Below are 17,462 nucleotides of genomic sequence, written 5' to 3' on the forward strand. Positions count from 1 at the left end.
TTCACAAACGGGCTTCCGTGCTGGTGGGTACGGAGACTCTCCAATACACTGCTTTTTCAACGTTTCCAGGTAAATCCACGATGTTAGATGCTGTGCTGCAATTCCTTTCCGGCGGTGTGAGTGGCGCCGGGTGGGTGGGGATCCTCGTCTACCTGCTGGTAGTCACGCAGATCACCATCTTTACCGTCACGCTCTACCTGCATCGCTGCCAGACGCATCGCGGCGTCGACCTGCATGCGTCCATTTCGCATTTCTTCCGCTTCTGGGGCTGGCTCACCACGGGCATGGTCACCAAGGAGTGGGTGGCGGTGCACCGCAAGCACCACGCCAAGGTGGAAACCGAGGAAGATCCGCATAGCCCGCAGATCTACGGCATCAAGAAGGTGTTCTGGGATGGCGTGTCGCTGTACCGCGACGCCAGCTTCATCAAGGAAGACCTGGAAAAGTACGGCCGCGGCACGCCGGACGACCTGATCGAGCGCAAGCTCTACAGCGCCCACCCGTACTGGGGCCCGGCGTTGATGCTGATCATCAACTTCACCCTGTTCGGCGTGATCGGCCTGGCCGTGTGGGCCGTGCAGATGGCCTGGATTCCGTTCTGGGCTGCCGGCTTCGTCAACGGCGTCGGCCACTGGTGGGGCTACCGCAACTTCGAAAGCTCCGATACCGCCACCAACCTGATCCCGTGGGGCTTCTGGATCGGCGGCGAAGAGCTGCACAACAACCATCACGCTTTCCCGAGCTCGGCCAAGTTCGCGCTGCGCAAGTGGGAGTTCGATATCGGCTGGGCGATGATCTGCCTGCTGCGCAAGGTCGGCCTGGCCAAGGTGCTGCGCGTGGCGCCGACCCTGGACGTGCGCCCCAACGTGCACCTGCCGGACGCCGAAACGCTGAAGGCCGTGCTGACCCATCGCTTCCAGGCGATGACCGACTACTACCGCAACGTGATCGTGCCGACCCTGGCCGACGAGGCGCAGCATGCCGGCGAAAGCATCAAGGCCGTGCCGCGCCGTCTGCGTCGCGCCTTTGCCGACGGCGGCCGCTGGCTCGACGGCGAAGGCCGCGAGCGCATGCAGGCGGTGCTGGCCAAGCGTCCCAACCTCAGCACGGTATGCGATTTCCGCAATCGCCTGGCCGACCTGATGGAACAGCGCGGTGCCGAGCAGGCGCTGAAGGGACTGCAGCAGTGGATTGCCGAGGCTGAGCAGAGCGGTATCCGTGCGTTGCAGGAATTCGCGCAGCGTCTGAAGAGCTATGCGGTGGTCGCCAGTTGATTTGAGCGACTGAACGCAGTGCATGAAAAAGCCCGCGAAAGCGGGCTTTTTTTATGCCATACGCGTAGTGGTTAGCCGGATGTCATTTCGGCGAGGGCCGGACGGGGCGTGTGTATGCAGAACGCCCGTGACGGCCCCGGAGAGGTGGGCGCAGCGAATCATCCGTCGCACACCAAGCATGGATTTTGGCCTGCGCCGGAATGACGCTGGGGTGAGATCAGGATCTTCTGGCTCGGGAGACCTTGGCAGTCATTTTTCGTGCAAAAAGAAAACCCGCCTTGCGGCGGGTTTTCTTGGAGGTGCCAGATCCCGGCCTGCGCCGGGATGACATAGCGGCTGACCATGCGTTGCACGCATGGGCCGTTACATCACTTGATCTTGCCTTCCTTGTAGATCACGTGCTTGCGAACGACCGGATCGTACTTCTTGAATTCAAACTTGTCCGGGGTGTTCTTCTTGTTCTTCTGCGTGGTGTAGAAGTGGCCGGTACCGGCCGACGAGATCAGGCGGATCTTGTCTTGCTTGCTGTTAGCCATGACTTACTCCTCAGACCTTTTCACCACGGGCACGCAGGTCGGCGATCACGGCCTCGATGCCCTTCTTGTCGATCGTGCGCAGCGCCTGGTTGGAGACGCGCAGTTTTACCCAGCGATTTTCGCTGGCAACCCAGAACCGGCGCTCATGCAGGTTGGGCAACCAGCGGCGGCGGGTCTTGTTGTTGGCGTGCGAGACGTTATTGCCGGTCTGCACACCCTTTCCGGTGACTTGGCATACACGGGCCATGATGACCTCCGTAATTCGTGAACCGCCCGTTGGCCAGGGCGACATCGGCCCAGCGGCGCCAGGCGCCACGCGATGCTGGAGATAAAGCGTTCGCCGGGTATCGTGAGGTCCGCATCGCGTTGCGGACATGCCCGGAAGGCCGGGTCGAATAGGGCGAGCCGCGCATTCTCTCAGAAAAACAGGCCGCTGCGCAATCTTTGCGCAGCGGCCCTTTGATATTCCCGGGCTCGACCCCAAACCCGTCTCATAGCGGGCGCACCAGGATGTATGGAACAATCCACCCCTTTGCGCAGCCTGCGCACACCTATTTGAACCGAGGGATTCCCATGGCAGAAATCACCGCCAACGGCCAGAACAACGGCCCCGCCGGCCAGCCCCAGCTGATGCTGCAGAAGATCTATGTGAAGGACGTGTCCTTCGAGGCGCCCAACGCCCCGCAGATCTTCCAGGAAATCGGCGAAGTCAGTGAAGCGCCGCAGGTGCAGCTGAATCTGACCCAGCGCGCCACCGGCCTGGGCAACGATCTCTACGAAGTGGTGCTGAGCCTCACCCTCACCTGCACCGTGAACGAGCGCACCGCCTACCTGGCCGAAGTGCACCAGGCGGGCCTGTTCGGCATCGCCGGCTTCACCGAGGCCGACCACGCCGGCATCATCGGCAGCTACTGCCCGAACCTGCTGTTCCCGTATGCGCGCCAGGTGATCTCCGCCCTGGTGCAGGAAGGCGGTTTCCCGCCGTTCCTGCTGCAGCCGATCAATTTCGAAGCCCTGTACGCGGAGCAGCAGCGCCGCGTCGCCGGCGGCGAGTCGCATCCGCTCAACAGCTGATTGCCGCCACGCCATGAGTGATCGGCCATTGATGGCTGTACTGGGCGCCGGCTCCTGGGGTACGGCGCTGGCTACCCTGGCCGCGCGCAACGGCGTGCCCACCCGTCTGTGGGGGCGCGATGCCGGGGCGCTGGCGGCGATGAAGGCCACGCGCCGCAACCAGCGCTACCTGCCCGACCTGGAACTGCCCGCCGAGCTGGACTACGAGCCCGACCTGGCCGCCGCCGTGCGCGGCGCCAAGGTGGTGCTGATCGTGGTGCCCAGCCATGCCTTCGCGGAAATGCTGGACGAGCTGGCGCCGCTGCTCGATCCCGCTGCCAACATCGCCTGGGCGACCAAGGGCTTCGAGCCCGGCACGGGCCGCTTCCTGCACGAACTGGTGGCCGAAAAGCTGCCGGGCCGCGCCGCTGCGGTCATCACCGGCCCCTCATTTGCGCGCGAAGTGGCGGCCGGCATGCCCAGCGCCGTCACCGTGCATTCGGAAAGCGACGCCTTTGCCCAGCAGCTGGCCGTGCTGCTGCATGCGCCCAATTTCCGCGCCTATTCGGGCAACGATGTGCTCGGCGCCGAACTCGGCGGAGCGATGAAGAACGTGCTGGCGGTGGCCACCGGCGTCGCCGATGGCATGCAGCTGGGCCTCAATGCGCGTGCCGGCCTGATCACGCGCGGCATGAATGAAATGCTGCGCCTGGGCAAGGCCCTGGGTGCGCGTCCGGAAACCCTGATGGGCCTGTCCGGCCTGGGCGACCTGGTGCTGACCTGCACCGGCGATCTGTCGCGCAACCGCCGCCTCGGCCTCGCCTTGGGCCAGGGCATCGGTATCGATGAAGCGGTGGCGCAGATCGGGCAGGTGGTCGAAAGCGTGGTCACTGCCGACGAAGTGGCGCGCCTGGCCGACAAGCATGGCCTGGACCTGCCCATCAGCAAGGGCGTGCAAGCCGTGCTGCATGGCGAAGTCACGCCGGTGGAAGGCCTGAAGGCATTGATGTCGCGCGAGCAGAAACCGGAGTACCCGGAAGGCTTGTTCGGAACGCGCTGAGCACGGCTTCTCGCAAAGGTGTCCGTCATGCTTGCAGTGCGGACCCAAATCGCTGCTAAGCTCAAGGTTTTGATCGCTCCAGGGATCGCATGCGCATGCACCTACCGGACGAGAAACAGCACGGCGATTCCTCGGCCCAGCAGGACGAGCGCGAGGAAGCCTTGCCCGGCGTTTGGCACAAGTTGCTGGCCAGGCCCGTCAGCGCGGCGGCTGCGCATGAGCACACGGTGCTCGGTTTCTTTTTCGAGGTGATGCCGGAAGAGGGCGCGCCCTACGGCCGCCTGGATGCCGCGCCGGTGCTGCTGGTGCCGGCCGAGCACGGTCGCTTGGCCCGTCCCGCGCCGCTGGAGAGCAAGCTGCTGACGCATGCCACGCTGCAGATCCACGAGCAGCGGCTGGCCACGACCGTGCTGGGCCTGCCGCAGACCTTGCGCAAGTCGCGCAGCTACGCCCGCCTTACCGGGCATGTCGGCAACACCTTGCTGGCCGAGATGCTGGATACCGCGCCGTGCTTCCTCGGCGGCCTGGCGGGGTTGCGCCTGTCGCGCGGCAAATCGCACCAGCTGAACTGGCATTGGCATCTGGAGCACGACGGCAGCCAGCGGCTGTTGCCGGCGCTGCCGCACAGCCAGCGCCTGCTGCGCGTGGACGGCCTGTGGTACCTGGATGCCGAGCGCGCCGAGCTGGGCCACCTGGAGGCCGATCCGGAAGAAACGCATTGGCTGGACCTGCCGGTGCTCAAACACGAATACAGTCGCGCACTGCGCCATTCGCTGCCGACCAGCCGCCTGGCGCAGCGCATTCCGCTGCCGCAGGTGTTCGATGAGCTGCGCAAGGCGGAGCTGGCGCCCAAGCCCGTGCTCACCCTGCACGCGTTGACCCGCCATGCTCGCCTGGCCGCCGGTACGCCACCGCTCGCCTATGCCCGGCTCGCTTTCGACTATGCGGGCGAGCGCCTGCCCGGCCGCGGCGGCGAGCCCCTGGTGCGTCGCGTGCGCAATGGCCAGCTGGTGGAAATCACCCGCCGTCGCGCCGAAGAACTGTCCACCATGGAACAGCTGGAGCGCGCCGGTCTCACGCTGGGCGTGGATACCGAAGGCCTGCCCTGGGATCTGGCCGACACCTTGCCCGAGGATGCGTGGCTGTTCCCGGGCAAAGGCCATGCCGGTGCGCTGGAAGTGAATACGCCGGCCCGCTGGCTGGCGCTGCGTCCCAAGCTGGAAGCAGAAGGTTTTCTGCTCGAATACGCGCCGAGCTTTCCGTTCGAGGTGCTGGAAGGCCCGGTGCGCTGGTACGGCAATGCGGTGGAGGACACCGACGACCACGCCTTCGATCTGGAAATCGGCATCGAGGTGGAAGGCAAGCGGCGCAACCTGTTGCCCGCGGTCGCGCAGGCGCTGGCCGAGCACCAGCTCAACCTCAGCCCCGCGCCGAACGAGCCGGAAGACGCCGTGTGGTACGCACCGGTGGACGAGCGCCGCCGCGTGCCGGTGCGCCTGAAGGAACTGCGCGGACTGCTGGCGCCGCTGGCCGAATACCTGGAAAAACCGAAGAAAAAACTGCACCTGCCGCGCGTGCAGGCCGGCCGCCTGGAAGAAATCGTCGAAGCGCTGCCCAGCGGCGGCGAGCTGCAGGCGCCGGAACAACTGCGCGGCTTCACCGCACGGCTGCGCGATGCTGCCGAACGTGCCAGCGACGCGATTCCGTCCGGACTCACGGTGGAATTGCGCCCGTACCAGCGCGAAGGCCTGCGCTGGTTGAACGCGCTGGCCGAAGCCGGCGTCGGCGGCGTGCTCGCCGACGACATGGGCCTGGGCAAGACGCTGCAATTGATCACCCATCTACTGGCGCTGAAGGAAAGCGGCGCCTTGCAGCAGCCGGCGCTGATCGTGGTGCCGACCAGCCTGATTCCGAACTGGCTGGCGGAAATCGCGCGCTTTGCGCCGTCGCTGAAAGCACTGGCGCTGCACGGCCCGCAGCGCAGCGGCGATTTCTCGCAGATCGCCGCCCAGGACATCGTGCTCACCAGCTACGCGCTGCTGCCGCGCGACGTGGTCACCCTGCGCAAGCAGCCGTTCTCGCTGATGGTGTTCGATGAAGCGCAGCAGGTGAAAAATCCGCGCACGCAGGCGCGCCGTGCTGCGCTGACCCTGCGCACGCCACGCTGCGTCTGTCTTACCGGTACGCCGCTGGAAAATCATCTGGGCGAGCTGTGGTCGCAGGTCGACCTGGCCGTGCCCGGCCTGCTCGGCGACGAGGGCGCGTTCCGCCGCCACTACCGCGTACCGATCGAAAAGCAGCACGACGAAGAATGCCAGGCGCGCCTCAATCGCCGCCTCGCACCGTTCATCCTGCGCCGGACCAAGTCGCAGGTGGCGTCGGAGCTGCCGTCCAAGACCGAGATCACTCGCCGCGTGGTGCTCGACGGCCGCCAGCGCGAGCTATACGAAAGCCTGCGCCTGTCGCTGGCCGATGAATTGCGCGAGGTGATCGCGCAGCGCGGTATCGCGCACAGCGGCATCGTGGTGCTCGATGCGCTGCTCAAGCTGCGCCAGGTCTGCTGCGATCCGCGCCTGGTGAAACTGGAAGCGGCGCGCGGCGTGCGCGACTCCGCCAAGTTCGAGCTGCTGATGGACATGCTGCCCGCCCTGCTGGCCGAAGGCCGCAAGGTGCTGCTGTTCTCGCAGTTCACCGAAATGCTCAAGCTGATCGCCAACGAGCTGGATCGCCATCGCATCCGCTACGTGATGCTTACCGGCGAAACGCGCGATCGTGCCGAACCGGTGCAGCGTTTCCAGGAGGGCGATGTACCGCTGTTCCTGCTGTCGCTGAAGGCCGGTGGCGTGGGCCTCAACCTCACGGCGGCCGACACCGTGATCCACTACGACCCGTGGTGGAACCCTGCCGCCGAAGCGCAGGCCAGCGACCGCGCGCACCGCATCGGCCAGGACAAGCCGGTATTCGTGTTCCGCTTGATCACCGCCGGCACCGTGGAAGAGCGCATCGAAGAATTGAAGGCGCGCAAGGCCGAGCTGGCCGAAGCCGTGCTGGAAGGTGGCGGTACGCGCGAAAAACTCAGCTTCGACCAGGCCGATCTGGACGCATTGCTGGCGCCGGGCTGAGCGGCGCCTGGCGCAGTGAGTCGAGCGACTCACTGCGCATGCACGCAAGGCTTACTGGGTTGCCGTCGATGACGAGCTGGCCGGCTGCTGGCCATGCAGCCACTCGGGCTTGCCCACCACTACCACGCCCTTGGGCACGTTGCCGAAGTCGGTGTCGGCCTGCTCATGCAGCTTGTTGGCAATGGTGAAGGCGCTTTGCTGGGCAAAGCCGAAACCCTTCAGGTACACGATGCCGTTCTGGCGGGCCGACTCGTCGATCGGCTCGATGCCATGGTTGAAGCGCAGCGCTGCGCGCCGCACCGCGACGTGGTCGCCATACTTCAGGCGCATCTGGCGAAACAGCTTCACGGCCTGCTGCAGCTCCTGCGGCGTGACCTTCGCGCGTGCGCTGGCATAGGCGAGTTGGTATTGCTGATTCTTGCGTTCCGCAGACAGCGACAGCCAGGCCAGGCCGAGCGGGCGGTTTTGCGGTACGTCCTGCATGTCGCCATTGAAATAAGCCAGGCCGAGCGTGTACTGGGCGTCCTTGTTGGCCCAGTACGCGGACTCTTCCAGCAGGCCGATCATCTTTTTGTAGTCGTTCTGGCCGTAGGCGGCGCGCGCCTCGCAGGCGTAGTAATCGGCCGGCAGGATCGGCTCGATCCCGGGCGGACAATAGATGTCTGCATCGGAAATCGGCTCGTTCGCATTGGCCGGCGCCGGCTCGTATTGCGCGGCGGAAGGCTGCACCCCGTTGACGGTAATGCTCGGCTTTGAAGACTGCGACGTCTGTGCGAAGGCGACCGTTGCGAACGAACAGCCGGCGGCCAGCACGCAAAAAGCAAACAGCGATGGTTTGAACATACCCCTACCTGAATCATTTCCCCAAGGCAGCATAACGGACCAGGGGCGTTTTCGATGACCTGCGGGCCGGCTGGCGATCAGTCGCGCGCGGCGACTTCGTCGATATGGCGCAGCAGATCGGCCGGATCGTCGTACACGCGGAACGCACCCGCGCGCTGCAGTTCGTCCTGGCCGTAGCCGCCCGACAGCAGGCCGATGCCCAAGGCACGTGCGCGCTGGGCCGCAAGCATGTCCCAGATGCTGTCGCCCACCACCATCGCCTGATGGATGTCGACGCCCAGGCGCTCGGCGGCGGCCAGAAACAGATCCGGATCGGGCTTGGCATGGCGCACCATGTCGCGCGTGACCACCGGCACCTTGTCCGGATCGACCCCCAACGCAGCGAGATTATGTGCGGCGGTCTGCATGCGGCCGCTGGTGGCGATCGCCCAGGGAATACCTTCGCGGGTGAGGAAATCCAGCAGCTCGCGCGCACCGGGCAGCGGGCGCACCGAGCCTTGCGTGTGATGGCGATTGAAGGCGGCGGCATGCCACTGTTGCAGGCGCTGGATCCGCTCCTCGGTAATTTCCAGTCCGGTTTCGCGCAGCAGGATGTTGGTAAACAGGCCGCCGCTCATGCCGATTTTGCGATGGATGCTCCACACCGGCAGCATCACCCCTTCACGGTCCAGTGCTTCTTTCCAGGCGAGCACGTGCTGGTAGACGCTGTCGATCAGCGTGCCGTCGAGGTCGAACAAAAAAGCGGTGTTGGAGCGAGGCATAGGATTCGCAAGCAATGCGTAGGTTGGGTTAGCGCAGCGTAACCCAACGTTTTCTGGCGCTGACGTGAAATCCTGTTGGGTTACGCTGCGCTAACCCAACCTACGTAATCCGTCAGCGTGGCAGGGCGCGGCCGGAATCCAGCACAGCCAGCGCCGCGGCGCCGAGCAGGCCCGGTTCCGGATGGGTGATGGCGATGGTGGGCACGTGTTCCATGGTGTCGCGGAAGCGGCCCTTGGCCTCGAAACGCTCACGGAAGCCGCCGTGCTGCAGCCAGGGCATCAGGATCTTCAGCACGCCGCCGGTGAGGTAGACGCCGTCCCAGCCGCCCAGGCTCAGCACCAGGTCGCCGGCTACGCTGCCGAAGATGCCGGCCAGCGTCTCCACCGTGCGCACGCACAATGCATCGCTGCCGTCGGTGGCGCGCGCGGTGATGTCTTCGGGCGTGTATTCCTCGGCGGCCTGACCGGCGATATCGGCCAGGGCGAGATAGAGGTTCACCAGCCCATTGCCGCAGATCATGCGTTCGTTGGATACGCGGCCGAAGCGCGCGTTGAGCCGATGCAGGATCTCCACGTCTTCAGCCGTATGCGCGGCGAAACCGGCGTGGCCGCCTTCGGTTTCCAGCACGATCCAGTGGCCGTGGCGCAGCAGCAGGCCGGCCACGCCCAGGCCGGTGCCGGGGCCCATCACTACGAAGGTCTGCGCGGATTTGTTGTCGTGCGCCGGCAGCAGATCCGGGCCGACCGGCTTGAGCTGGTCGTTCTGCAGCAGCGGAATGGACATGCCCTGCGCGGCGAAATCGTTCACCAGCCGCACGCCATCGAAGCCGAGCTCCTGCTGCAGTCCGTGCGCGGAAACCGCCCAGGGATTGTTGGTGATCTGCACCGTTTCGCCATTGGCGATGCGACCGGCAGCGGCGATGATCGCGTGCCTGGCGGTATGGCCGGTGTCGGCGAAGTACTGGCGGATGGTATCGGCCAGGGTGGCGAAATCCTTCACGCGGTAGCGCCGCACGCTATCCATCATCAGGGGCGTGGCGGAACCGGTGTCGGCCAGTGCAAAGCGGACGTTGGTGCCGCCGAGATCTGCAAGCAGGGTAGGGGTATCGGTGGAGCGATCCATGGGATTTCCAGACAGCTAGCCTGACAAGACTGCCCGTTGTCGTCCGATTCGTCCAGCCGCGCATGCTCCCTCTCCCCGGCGGGAAGAGGGAGCCGGCGGCTCAGCTCTTCATCGCAGACAGCGCATTGAGCAGCGCTTGTCCATTGGGACTGCCCAGCCCCGTGCATGCATCCCAGCCGGTACCGGCCTGGTAAGCGCCATTATTCCCTTGCGTGATATCGCGGAAGGCCGGCTCGCCGATCTGATAGATCGCCGCATGCACATCGCCTACCGGCGCACCGAGCTGCTGGTTGAGGCGTGCGATCAGCGCAGCCCACAACGGCGCCACCGCGCTGGTGCCGCCGATCACGGTGGATTGTCCGTCGACCAGCACCTGATAGCCGGTGGAAGGATCGGCATTGCCGGCAACATCCGGCACGCCGCGGCCGCTGCTGCCGCTGGGCGCATTGGGCACCTTCGCATTCTGCTGCCAGGTCGGCAGCGGGTATTCCACGCTCACACCGCCGCCGGTCGCGCCTTCGTTGCTGGCGGTTTCGTTCCACACCACTTCGCTCTGGATACTGCTGCCGCTGGCAACCAGGGTGGTGCCGCCGCAGGCCAGCGAATAAGGGCTGGAGGCGGGAAAATCGACATGCGCCTGGCCGTCGGTGGCGCCATCGCTGGAACCGCTGTCGCCGGCTGCCACCGTCACGGTGACGCCTAGCGATGCGGCATCCTGCAGCGCGGTTTCCATGGCACTGAGCGTCGAACTGCTCCAGCTGTCTTCCGGACCGCCCCAGCTGATCGAGATCACCGAAGGCTTGTTGGTGGTGTCGTGCGCGGCTTGCGAGATGGCCTCGTAAAAGCCCTGGTCGGTATTGGGCGCGAAATACACCGCGATGGTGGCGCCGGGCGCCAGTGAACCGGCCACTTCGATATCGAGCATCACCTCGTCGTCGGCATCGCCGCTGCCGGGCTGGTTCTGGCCACCGGATACCGATACCGCGATCACTTTCGGCTCCGGGCTGATGCCCAGGCCGGAGAAATACTGGCTGAGATCGCTGGTGCTGAAGCCGCCGCCCAGTTCGATGATGCCGATCGTTTCGCCGCTGCCATTGCTGCCGCTGGGAAAGTTGTAAAGCTGACCTAGCTGGAGCGGCGTGTAGCTGGTGTTGGGCGTGGTACTGGGCCGACGAAAGTGCGGCTGCGCCACGGGGCGCCGGTCGAGGCCGAGCACGGCGATCGCTTCGGTCGGCAGGCTGGGCGCATGGCCGCAGCCGACAAACGGTGGCTGGCCATTGAATTGATAGCGGCCAAGCGTGACGCCGAAGGCTTTTTCCAGATCGGCCGGCGCGCCCCGTAAATGCAACACGCGCCGGTGCAGATCGCTGCCGGTTTCGCTCAGGCTGTGCTGCTGGGCGAAGCGGCGCAGGCTGTCCACATCGGCCGGATCGGCGCCGTAATGCTCGCCGAATTCACCGCGCTGCCAGCGCGGCGGCTGCGGCCAGGTGGCGCAGGGCGGCACGCTTTCCGTGCGTCGGCGCAGCACCAATGTGACATCGATCGGTTCGGTGCCTTCGTGTTTGCCGAGGTATTTCATGCCTTCCGGCGAGGTCCAATGCGAGGTGCGCTTGCTGGGCTGGCTCATGACGCGACTCCAGGGAGGGGGACGTGCAATGCCCGAAGATGCCACACGCTTTGTGTCGATCTTGCTAACGCGGGCATGGGCGTTCATCTAGCGTCGTAATTGTTGATGACGCGCATCTCAGCGCCTGCGCCGACGCGGCGCGGCGATGTGTCCGAGCGCACAGAAATGCACAGCGTTAAACTAGGCGAACTGATCGCAAGAGATTTCACCGATGAACTTCCCCGCCATCCGCATGCGTCGCATGCGCCGCGACGCCTTCTCCCGTGCACTGATGCGTGAGCACAGCCTGCTGCCCGGCGATCTGATCATGGTGGCGTTCGTGATCGATGGTGAAGGCCGACGCGAAGCGGTGCCCTCGATGCCGGGCGTGGAGCGCGTTTCCATCGATGGCCTGCTGCAGCTCGCCGCCGAATGCGTGCGACTGGGCATTCCTGCCCTGGCGTTGTTTCCTTCGCCGGGTGCCGCAGTGAAAAGTGAAGATGCAGCCGAAGCCTGGAATCCGCAGGGCCTGATGCAGCGGGCCACGCGCGCGCTGAAGGCGAAATATCCGGAGCTCGGCCTGATCGGCGATGTCGCGCTCGATCCCTACACCACGCATGGTCAGGACGGCCTGATCGACGAGCACGGCTACGTGATGAACGAGCCCACGGTCGAGGCGCTGATCAAGATGTCGCTGGCGCAGGCCGAAGCGGGCATGGATTTCGTGGCGCCGTCGGACATGATGGATGGCCGTATCGGCGCCATCCGCGAGGCGCTGGAACAGGCCGGTCATATTCACACCCGCATCCTGGCCTATTCGGCCAAATATGCCTCGGCGTTCTACGGTCCGTTCCGCGATGCGGTCGGTTCGGCCGCGAATCTCGGCAAGGGCAACAAGCACACTTACCAGATGGATATCGCCAACAGCGACGAAGCGCTGCGCGAAGTGGAACTGGATATCGCCGAAGGTGCCGACGCGGTGATGGTGAAGCCGGGCATGCCGTATCTGGATGTGTTGCGGCGAGTGAAGGATGCGTTCGGCGTGCCGACCTTCGTGTATCAGGTAAGCGGCGAATACGCGATGCTGAAAGCGGCCGCGCAGAACGGCTGGCTGGACGAGAAGGCGGTGGTGCTGGAGTCGCTGACCGCGTTCAAGCGTGCGGGCGCCGATGCGATTCTTACCTATTTCGCAATCGACGCTGCGCGCTGGCTACGCGGCGAATAAAACAGCATTCTCGATGCGCACTGTAGGTTGGGTTGCCCCGGACTTGATCCGGGGTAACCCAACAGTTCCTCATGGCTTCGGTGGAGATTTGTTGGGTTACGCTGCGCTAACCCAACCTACGCCGGTGACGCGTTACGCGTATTGCGCAACGCCATGGCCGAACGACCAGTTTTCCTTGGCCGTTTCCAGCAAATTGATAAACACGTCTTCCGGCCGCACGCCCGGATCGGCCGCGAGCTTCTCCGCCACCGCTTTATAAAACGCCTGCTTCTGCGCCACTGTGCGCGTGTTGTTGCAGGCGATCTGCACGATCACCAGATCGTCGCTGCGCGCAATGTCGAGATAGCTGGGGTCGTAGTCGAATTCCTCGGCATCGTGCTGGCTGACCAGGATGAAGCGATCTTTGTCCGGCACGGCGAAGCTTTCGCGCATGGCTGCGTAGATGCCGTTGCGCAAGGCGGCGATATAGGCGGCGGATTTGCCGCGGCGCAAAGCGATGCGAACGAGTGGCATGGCTGACTCCGGATCAGGATTGAGGTTGGGAAATATGGCCGATGGCGTAGACATCCGCATCATCGCCTTGCGGCCGTTCGACGAGGTCGCGCCACAGGCGGAAACGTAGCAGCGTCCATGACGCAGGATCGAATGCACTGAGCGAAGCGAGCGCGCCGCGATCCAAGTCGGTCTGCAGCCTGGCGTTTTCTTGCGCGCGCACCGCATCCAGCGCAGCGTGTGCGGGAATGGGGGCGATCTCACGAGTGGCATAGCCTGCACTGGAAAGATCGCGCGCTGTTTCCGCGCGCCAGACCGACCACGTGCGCACCAGCGGGCGCCCGAACGAGGCCACCACGCCGGCAAAGCCGGCACCGCCGAGGAAGGCATTCATGCCTTCCGTGCTGTGCCACAGATAAAACGGCGCATATAGATTCTCGCCGCCCACCGCATCGCGGCCGGCGTACAGGTAGGCCTTGAAGGCCAGTCCTGGCAGCTTGTCAGTGAGGTGTCCGCGCTCGGCGATGCGGCGGCGAATGATGTCCATGTCGTAATCGGCGGGCAGGCCGATGCGGTATTGCATGGTGATCATGGCAGGTGCCTGAGGTGACTTGACGGACCCAGCCTAGCGGTCCAGCATCGTGTTGAAAATCGGTAAATTCAATATCGAAACTTCAGAAAAACAGGACGATTGCCATGAGTCGCGTGAATCTCGACCTGGATGTGCTGCGCAGCTTCGCGGCCGGCATCGAGCTGGGCAGTTTCGCCAGGGCGGCGGACCGGCTGGGGCGCTCCACCTCGGCAGTCAGCGCGCAGCTGAAGAAACTGGAGGAGCAGGCCGGTACGCCGCTATTGCGCAAGGCCGGGCGAGGCATGGCGCTGACCGAGGCGGGCGAGGTCATGCTCGGCTATGCACGGCGGTTGCTGGAACTGAACGACGAAGCGGTCAGCGCGGTACGTGGCGGCCAACTGGAGGGACGCGTGCGTCTGGGCCTGCAAGAGGATTTCGGCGAAAGCGTGCTGCCCGAGGTGCTCGGCCGCTTCCGCCGCGCGCATCCCAAATTGCGCGTGGAAGTGCAGCTGGCGCGCAATACGGCCCTGCTGCAGTCGCTGCAATCGGACCGGCTCGACCTGGCGCTGGCCTGGGAGACCGAATCGGCCGCGCCGCATGCCGAGCATGTGCAGATGTTGCCGATGTGCTGGATCGCCGGCCAGGAGGAGTTGCCGCTGCTGCGCGAAGCAGGCGAACCGTTACCGCTGGTGGTGCTGGATGCGCCGTGCCTGATGCGCACCGCGGCTACCCAGGCGCTGGATCGCGCCGGGCTGCCCTGGCGCATCGCCTTTACCAGCCCCAGCCTGGCCGGCAACTGGGCCGCGGTAAAAGCGGACCTGGGGCTCAGCGTGCGTACGCCGCTGGGCTTGCCGCCGGATCTGCGCGTGCTGGATGCTGCCGCGGCAAAACTGCCACCGCTGCCGCAGCTCGGGCTGGCGCTTTACCGCAGTGAAGCCGAGCCGGAGCCGGCGGTGGCGCGGCTGGCCGAACTGATCATGCAGAAGCTGGGCGAATCGCTCGCCGCCTGATGCTTAATGGGCGGCCTGTGCGGCCCCGGCTGCGTTGTTCGGCAGCGGCACCAGCTTGATCTCGTAGATCAGCGGCCAGCGCTTGCCGGTGACGAACAGGCGATCGTGCACGGCGTCGTAGGCAATGCCGTTGAGCACGTCGTTGTCCGGATCCTTGGTTTCCTGCGGCTTGGGGCCGAGGCCGGTGAGATTGATCACGCCCACCACTTTGCCGCTGGCCGGATCGATGCGCGCGATCACGTGGGTCAGCCATACATTGGCGTAGATCTGCCCCTTCACCCATTCCACTTCGTTGAGATTGTTCACCGGGCGGCCTTCCGCGGTGACATCGATCTTGCCCACCTGCTTGAGCGTGGCCGGATCGAGGATGCGCAAGGTGGGCGTGCCGTCGCTCATGTAGATGTGGCGACTGTCGGCGGTGAGCGCCCAGCCTTCGCCGGGATACTGGAATTGCCCGATGCGCTTGAAAGTCTTCAGGTCGTAGATGAAGCCGTGCTGCGACTGCCAGGTCAGCTCCATCAGGCGGTCTTTCCAGGCCACGATGCCTTCGCCGTAGTCCGGCGGCCCCAGCTCGGCTTGCTGCAGCACCTTGCCGGTATTCATGTCGACCTTGCGGATGGTCGATTCGCCGACGGTGCCGGTGCCTTCGTAGAAATAACCGTCGCGGTAGAAGAAACCTTCCGTGTACGCGTTGGTATCGTGCGGATAGGTGCGCACCACCTGGTAGCCGTAGACCGGAATCGCGTCCTGCGCCTGCGCCATCGGCATGCAGCACGCCAGTACCAGCAGCAACGAACAAATCAGTGACTTCATGGCGCCGGATCATCCCATGCCAGGATGCATACGTCAGTAGCAAGCGAAGCGTTTTTTCTTGCGCTGGCGTGAAATAATCGACATCTGCATCGGCGTTCAACAGGAGCAAGCGTGGATAGCCATCATTTCCTGCGGGCCGCGGTGGTCTTCTTGCTGGCCACGGTGATTGCCGTGCCGCTGACCAAGCGCTTCCGCCTCGGCGCCGTGCTGGGCTATCTGCTGGCCGGTATCGCGATCGGCCCGGAAGAGCTGGGCCTGATCGGCGACTACAACGGCGTGGCCTCGATTTCCGAATTCGGCGTGGTGCTGATGCTGTTCGTGATCGGCCTGGAGCTGTCGCCGCAGCGGCTGTGGGTGATGCGGCGTGCCGTGTTCGGCACCGGCCTGCTGCAGGTGCTGGCTACCAGCGTGCTGGTGGGCATGGTGGCGTATGCGTGGTTCGGCTTGATGCCCGGCGCGGCGGCGATCGTCGGCGGCAGCCTGGCCTTGTCGTCCACCGCCTTCGGCCTGCAGATCCTGGCCGAGCGCAAGGAAGCCGGTTCGGCCTACGGGCGCCAGTCCTTCGCCATTCTGTTGTTCCAGGATCTGGCCGCGATTCCATTGATCGCCGCCGTACCGCTGCTGGCCTCCACCACGCGGCACGGCATCGATCCCTACGCCGTGCTGCGCACGGTCGGCGTGATTGTGGCGGTGGTGGCGGGCGGCCGTTATCTGCTGCGCCCGATCTTTCGTTTTGTCGCGCGCACAGATTCGGTGGAGGTCTCCACCGCCACCGCCTTGCTGGTGGTGATGGGCACGGCCTTGCTGATGGAAGTGTCGGGCGTGTCGGTCACGCTGGGCGCCTTTCTGGCCGGCGTGCTGCTGGCCGATTCGGAATACCGGCACGAGCTGGAATCGAATATCGAGCCGTTCAAAGGCCTGCTGCTCGGGCTGTTCTTTATCAGCGTCGGCATGTCGATGCAGGTGCACATACTGCTCGAATCGCCCTGGCTGGTGCTGGGACTGACACTGGCGATCATGCTGATCAAAGGCGTGCTGTTGTGGCCGCTGGGGCTTACCGCCGGCGGCCTGCATCGCGGCGATGCCTTGCGCATGACCGTGCTGCTGGCCAGCGGCAGCGAGTTTGCCTTCGTGGTGTTGCGCGCGGCGATGGACAAGGGCCTGATCCTGCCGCAGCAGGGCAACGTGCTGGTGCTGGCGATCACACTGTCGATGGCGCTGACGCCACTGCTGGTTGCCGGCACCGGCAAACTGCTGGGCGCCAAAAAGAAAGAAGCGTCCACGCGCCCCTACGACACCATCAACGTCGAGCATCCGCGGGTGATTATCGCCGGCTACGGCCGCATGGGGCAGATCGTGGCGCGCGTGCTGCGCACCCGCAAAATTCCGTTCGTGGCGCTGGATCACTCGGTCGAGCAGATCGACCTGGTGCAGCGTTTCGGCAATCTCGGGGATATCTTCTACGGCGATCCGGCCCGTCCGGAACTGCTGCGCGCGGCGCAGGCCGAGAAGGCCGAAGTGTTCGTGCTGGCCACCGACGATGCCGAATCGAGCCTGCGCGTGGCGCGCGTGGTGCGGCGCATGTATCCGCACCTGAAAGTGATCGCGCGTGCGCGCAACCGCCAGCACGTATGGCGCCTGATGGACCTGGGCATCGAGGAGCCGGTGCGCGAGACGTTGTATTCCAGCCTGAAGATGACGCGCAAGGCACTGGAGGCACTCGGTATCCCGAGCGAGGAAGCGATGGAGGAGATCGACCGCTTCCGGCGCAAGGATGCGGAGCTGATCAAGATCCAGTACCTGGTCTACGACGACGAAGCCAAGCTGATGCAGACCACGCGCGAGGCCATCGCCGATCTCAACAGGTTGTTCGAGGCCGATGCCGAGACGCCGGCGCCGCCGCCTGCGCAGGGGCCGGATACGGATGCGCCGTTGATCGAGCCGCGCTGATGACTGGCTAACTCGGAGCGGAC

General features: G+C 64.9%; 16 protein-coding genes. 7 read left to right on the plus strand and 9 right to left on the minus strand.

The features are described from left to right. The first annotated feature begins 80 nt into the window (after positions 1-80). A complete protein-coding gene (locus IGX34_RS07330; protein WP_192555058.1) occupies positions 81-1,274 on the plus strand; it encodes a DesA family fatty acid desaturase in 1,194 nt (397 codons plus the stop codon). 368 nt (positions 1,275-1,642) lie between these two features. Here IGX34_RS07330 and rpmG read toward each other — a convergent pair whose 3' ends face one another. Continuing rightward, on the minus strand, positions 1,643-1,810 hold the full coding sequence (gene rpmG, locus IGX34_RS07335; protein ID WP_126675274.1) for a 50S ribosomal protein L33: 168 nt from the start codon (positions 1,808-1,810) through the stop codon (positions 1,643-1,645). Between the two features lie 10 nt (positions 1,811-1,820). Further along, a complete protein-coding gene (gene rpmB / locus IGX34_RS07340) occupies positions 1,821-2,057 on the minus strand; it encodes a 50S ribosomal protein L28 (protein WP_090449535.1) in 237 nt (78 codons plus the stop codon). A 326-nt stretch (positions 2,058-2,383) separates the two neighbouring features. Here rpmB and secB point away from each other — a divergent pair, with 326 nt between their 5' ends. From secB to IGX34_RS07355, 3 genes are all read left to right on the plus strand, one after another. Further along, positions 2,384-2,884: a protein-export chaperone SecB gene (gene secB / locus IGX34_RS07345; protein ID WP_192555059.1), complete on the plus strand. Its 501-nt coding sequence runs from the start codon at positions 2,384-2,386 to the stop codon at positions 2,882-2,884. A gap of 31 nt (positions 2,885-2,915) precedes the next feature. Further along, complete coding sequence (locus tag IGX34_RS07350; protein ID WP_425598781.1) at positions 2,916-3,923, plus strand: NAD(P)H-dependent glycerol-3-phosphate dehydrogenase; 1,008 nt, start codon at positions 2,916-2,918, stop codon at positions 3,921-3,923. Between the two features lie 95 nt (positions 3,924-4,018). After that, positions 4,019-7,045 (plus strand): DEAD/DEAH box helicase, encoded by a 3,027-nt coding sequence (locus IGX34_RS07355; RefSeq protein WP_192555061.1) that lies wholly within the window; start codon positions 4,019-4,021, stop codon positions 7,043-7,045. Between the two features lie 51 nt (positions 7,046-7,096). On the opposite strand, the gene IGX34_RS07360 is transcribed toward IGX34_RS07355, so the two are convergent. The 4 genes from IGX34_RS07360 to IGX34_RS07375 form a co-directional block, all read right to left on the minus strand. Beyond that, entirely contained in the window at positions 7,097-7,888 is a 792-nt protein-coding gene (locus tag IGX34_RS07360; protein ID WP_192555062.1) for an SEL1-like repeat protein, read from the minus strand. Between the two features lie 77 nt (positions 7,889-7,965). Continuing rightward, positions 7,966-8,649: an HAD family hydrolase gene (locus IGX34_RS07365; RefSeq protein ID WP_192555063.1), complete on the minus strand. Its 684-nt coding sequence runs from the start codon at positions 8,647-8,649 to the stop codon at positions 7,966-7,968. Between the two features lie 112 nt (positions 8,650-8,761). Beyond that, positions 8,762-9,772 (minus strand): glucokinase, encoded by a 1,011-nt coding sequence (gene glk / locus IGX34_RS07370; protein WP_192555064.1) that lies wholly within the window; start codon positions 9,770-9,772, stop codon positions 8,762-8,764. A 100-nt stretch (positions 9,773-9,872) separates the two neighbouring features. Beyond that, positions 9,873-11,399, minus strand: coding sequence for a S53 family peptidase (locus IGX34_RS07375; RefSeq protein ID WP_192555065.1), 1,527 nt, complete (start codon positions 11,397-11,399; stop codon positions 9,873-9,875). A 211-nt stretch (positions 11,400-11,610) separates the two neighbouring features. On the opposite strand from IGX34_RS07375, the gene hemB reads away from it, so the two are divergent. Next, positions 11,611-12,603 carry a porphobilinogen synthase gene (hemB, locus tag IGX34_RS07380; RefSeq protein ID WP_192555066.1) on the plus strand — a complete coding sequence of 331 codons (993 nt, stop codon included), beginning with the start codon at positions 11,611-11,613 and terminating at the stop codon, positions 12,601-12,603. Between the two features lie 132 nt (positions 12,604-12,735). Here hemB and IGX34_RS07385 read toward each other — a convergent pair whose 3' ends face one another. Further along, the gene (locus IGX34_RS07385) at positions 12,736-13,116 is read right to left on the minus strand and encodes a tautomerase family protein (protein WP_192555067.1); all 381 of its coding nucleotides are present in this window, start codon (positions 13,114-13,116) and stop codon (positions 12,736-12,738) included. Between the two features lie 13 nt (positions 13,117-13,129). Beyond that, positions 13,130-13,687 (minus strand): DUF4865 family protein, encoded by a 558-nt coding sequence (locus tag IGX34_RS07390; RefSeq protein WP_192555068.1) that lies wholly within the window; start codon positions 13,685-13,687, stop codon positions 13,130-13,132. A gap of 104 nt (positions 13,688-13,791) precedes the next feature. Between IGX34_RS07390 and IGX34_RS07395 the strand changes: the two genes are divergently transcribed. Beyond that, positions 13,792-14,676 (plus strand): LysR substrate-binding domain-containing protein, encoded by an 885-nt coding sequence (locus IGX34_RS07395; RefSeq protein ID WP_192555069.1) that lies wholly within the window; start codon positions 13,792-13,794, stop codon positions 14,674-14,676. Positions 14,677-14,679: 3 nt separating this feature from the next. Here IGX34_RS07395 and IGX34_RS07400 read toward each other — a convergent pair whose 3' ends face one another. Next, complete coding sequence (locus tag IGX34_RS07400) at positions 14,680-15,489, minus strand: glutaminyl-peptide cyclotransferase (RefSeq protein ID WP_192555070.1); 810 nt, start codon at positions 15,487-15,489, stop codon at positions 14,680-14,682. 111 nt (positions 15,490-15,600) lie between these two features. Here IGX34_RS07400 and IGX34_RS07405 point away from each other — a divergent pair, with 111 nt between their 5' ends. After that, the gene (locus IGX34_RS07405; protein WP_192555071.1) at positions 15,601-17,439 is read left to right on the plus strand and encodes a monovalent cation:proton antiporter-2 (CPA2) family protein; all 1,839 of its coding nucleotides are present in this window, start codon (positions 15,601-15,603) and stop codon (positions 17,437-17,439) included. Positions 17,440-17,462: the final 23 nt, after the last annotated feature.

The sequence above is a fragment of the Dyella acidiphila genome, from assembly GCF_014863405.1.
Taxonomy (GTDB): domain Bacteria; phylum Pseudomonadota; class Gammaproteobacteria; order Xanthomonadales; family Rhodanobacteraceae; genus Dyella_B; species Dyella_B acidiphila.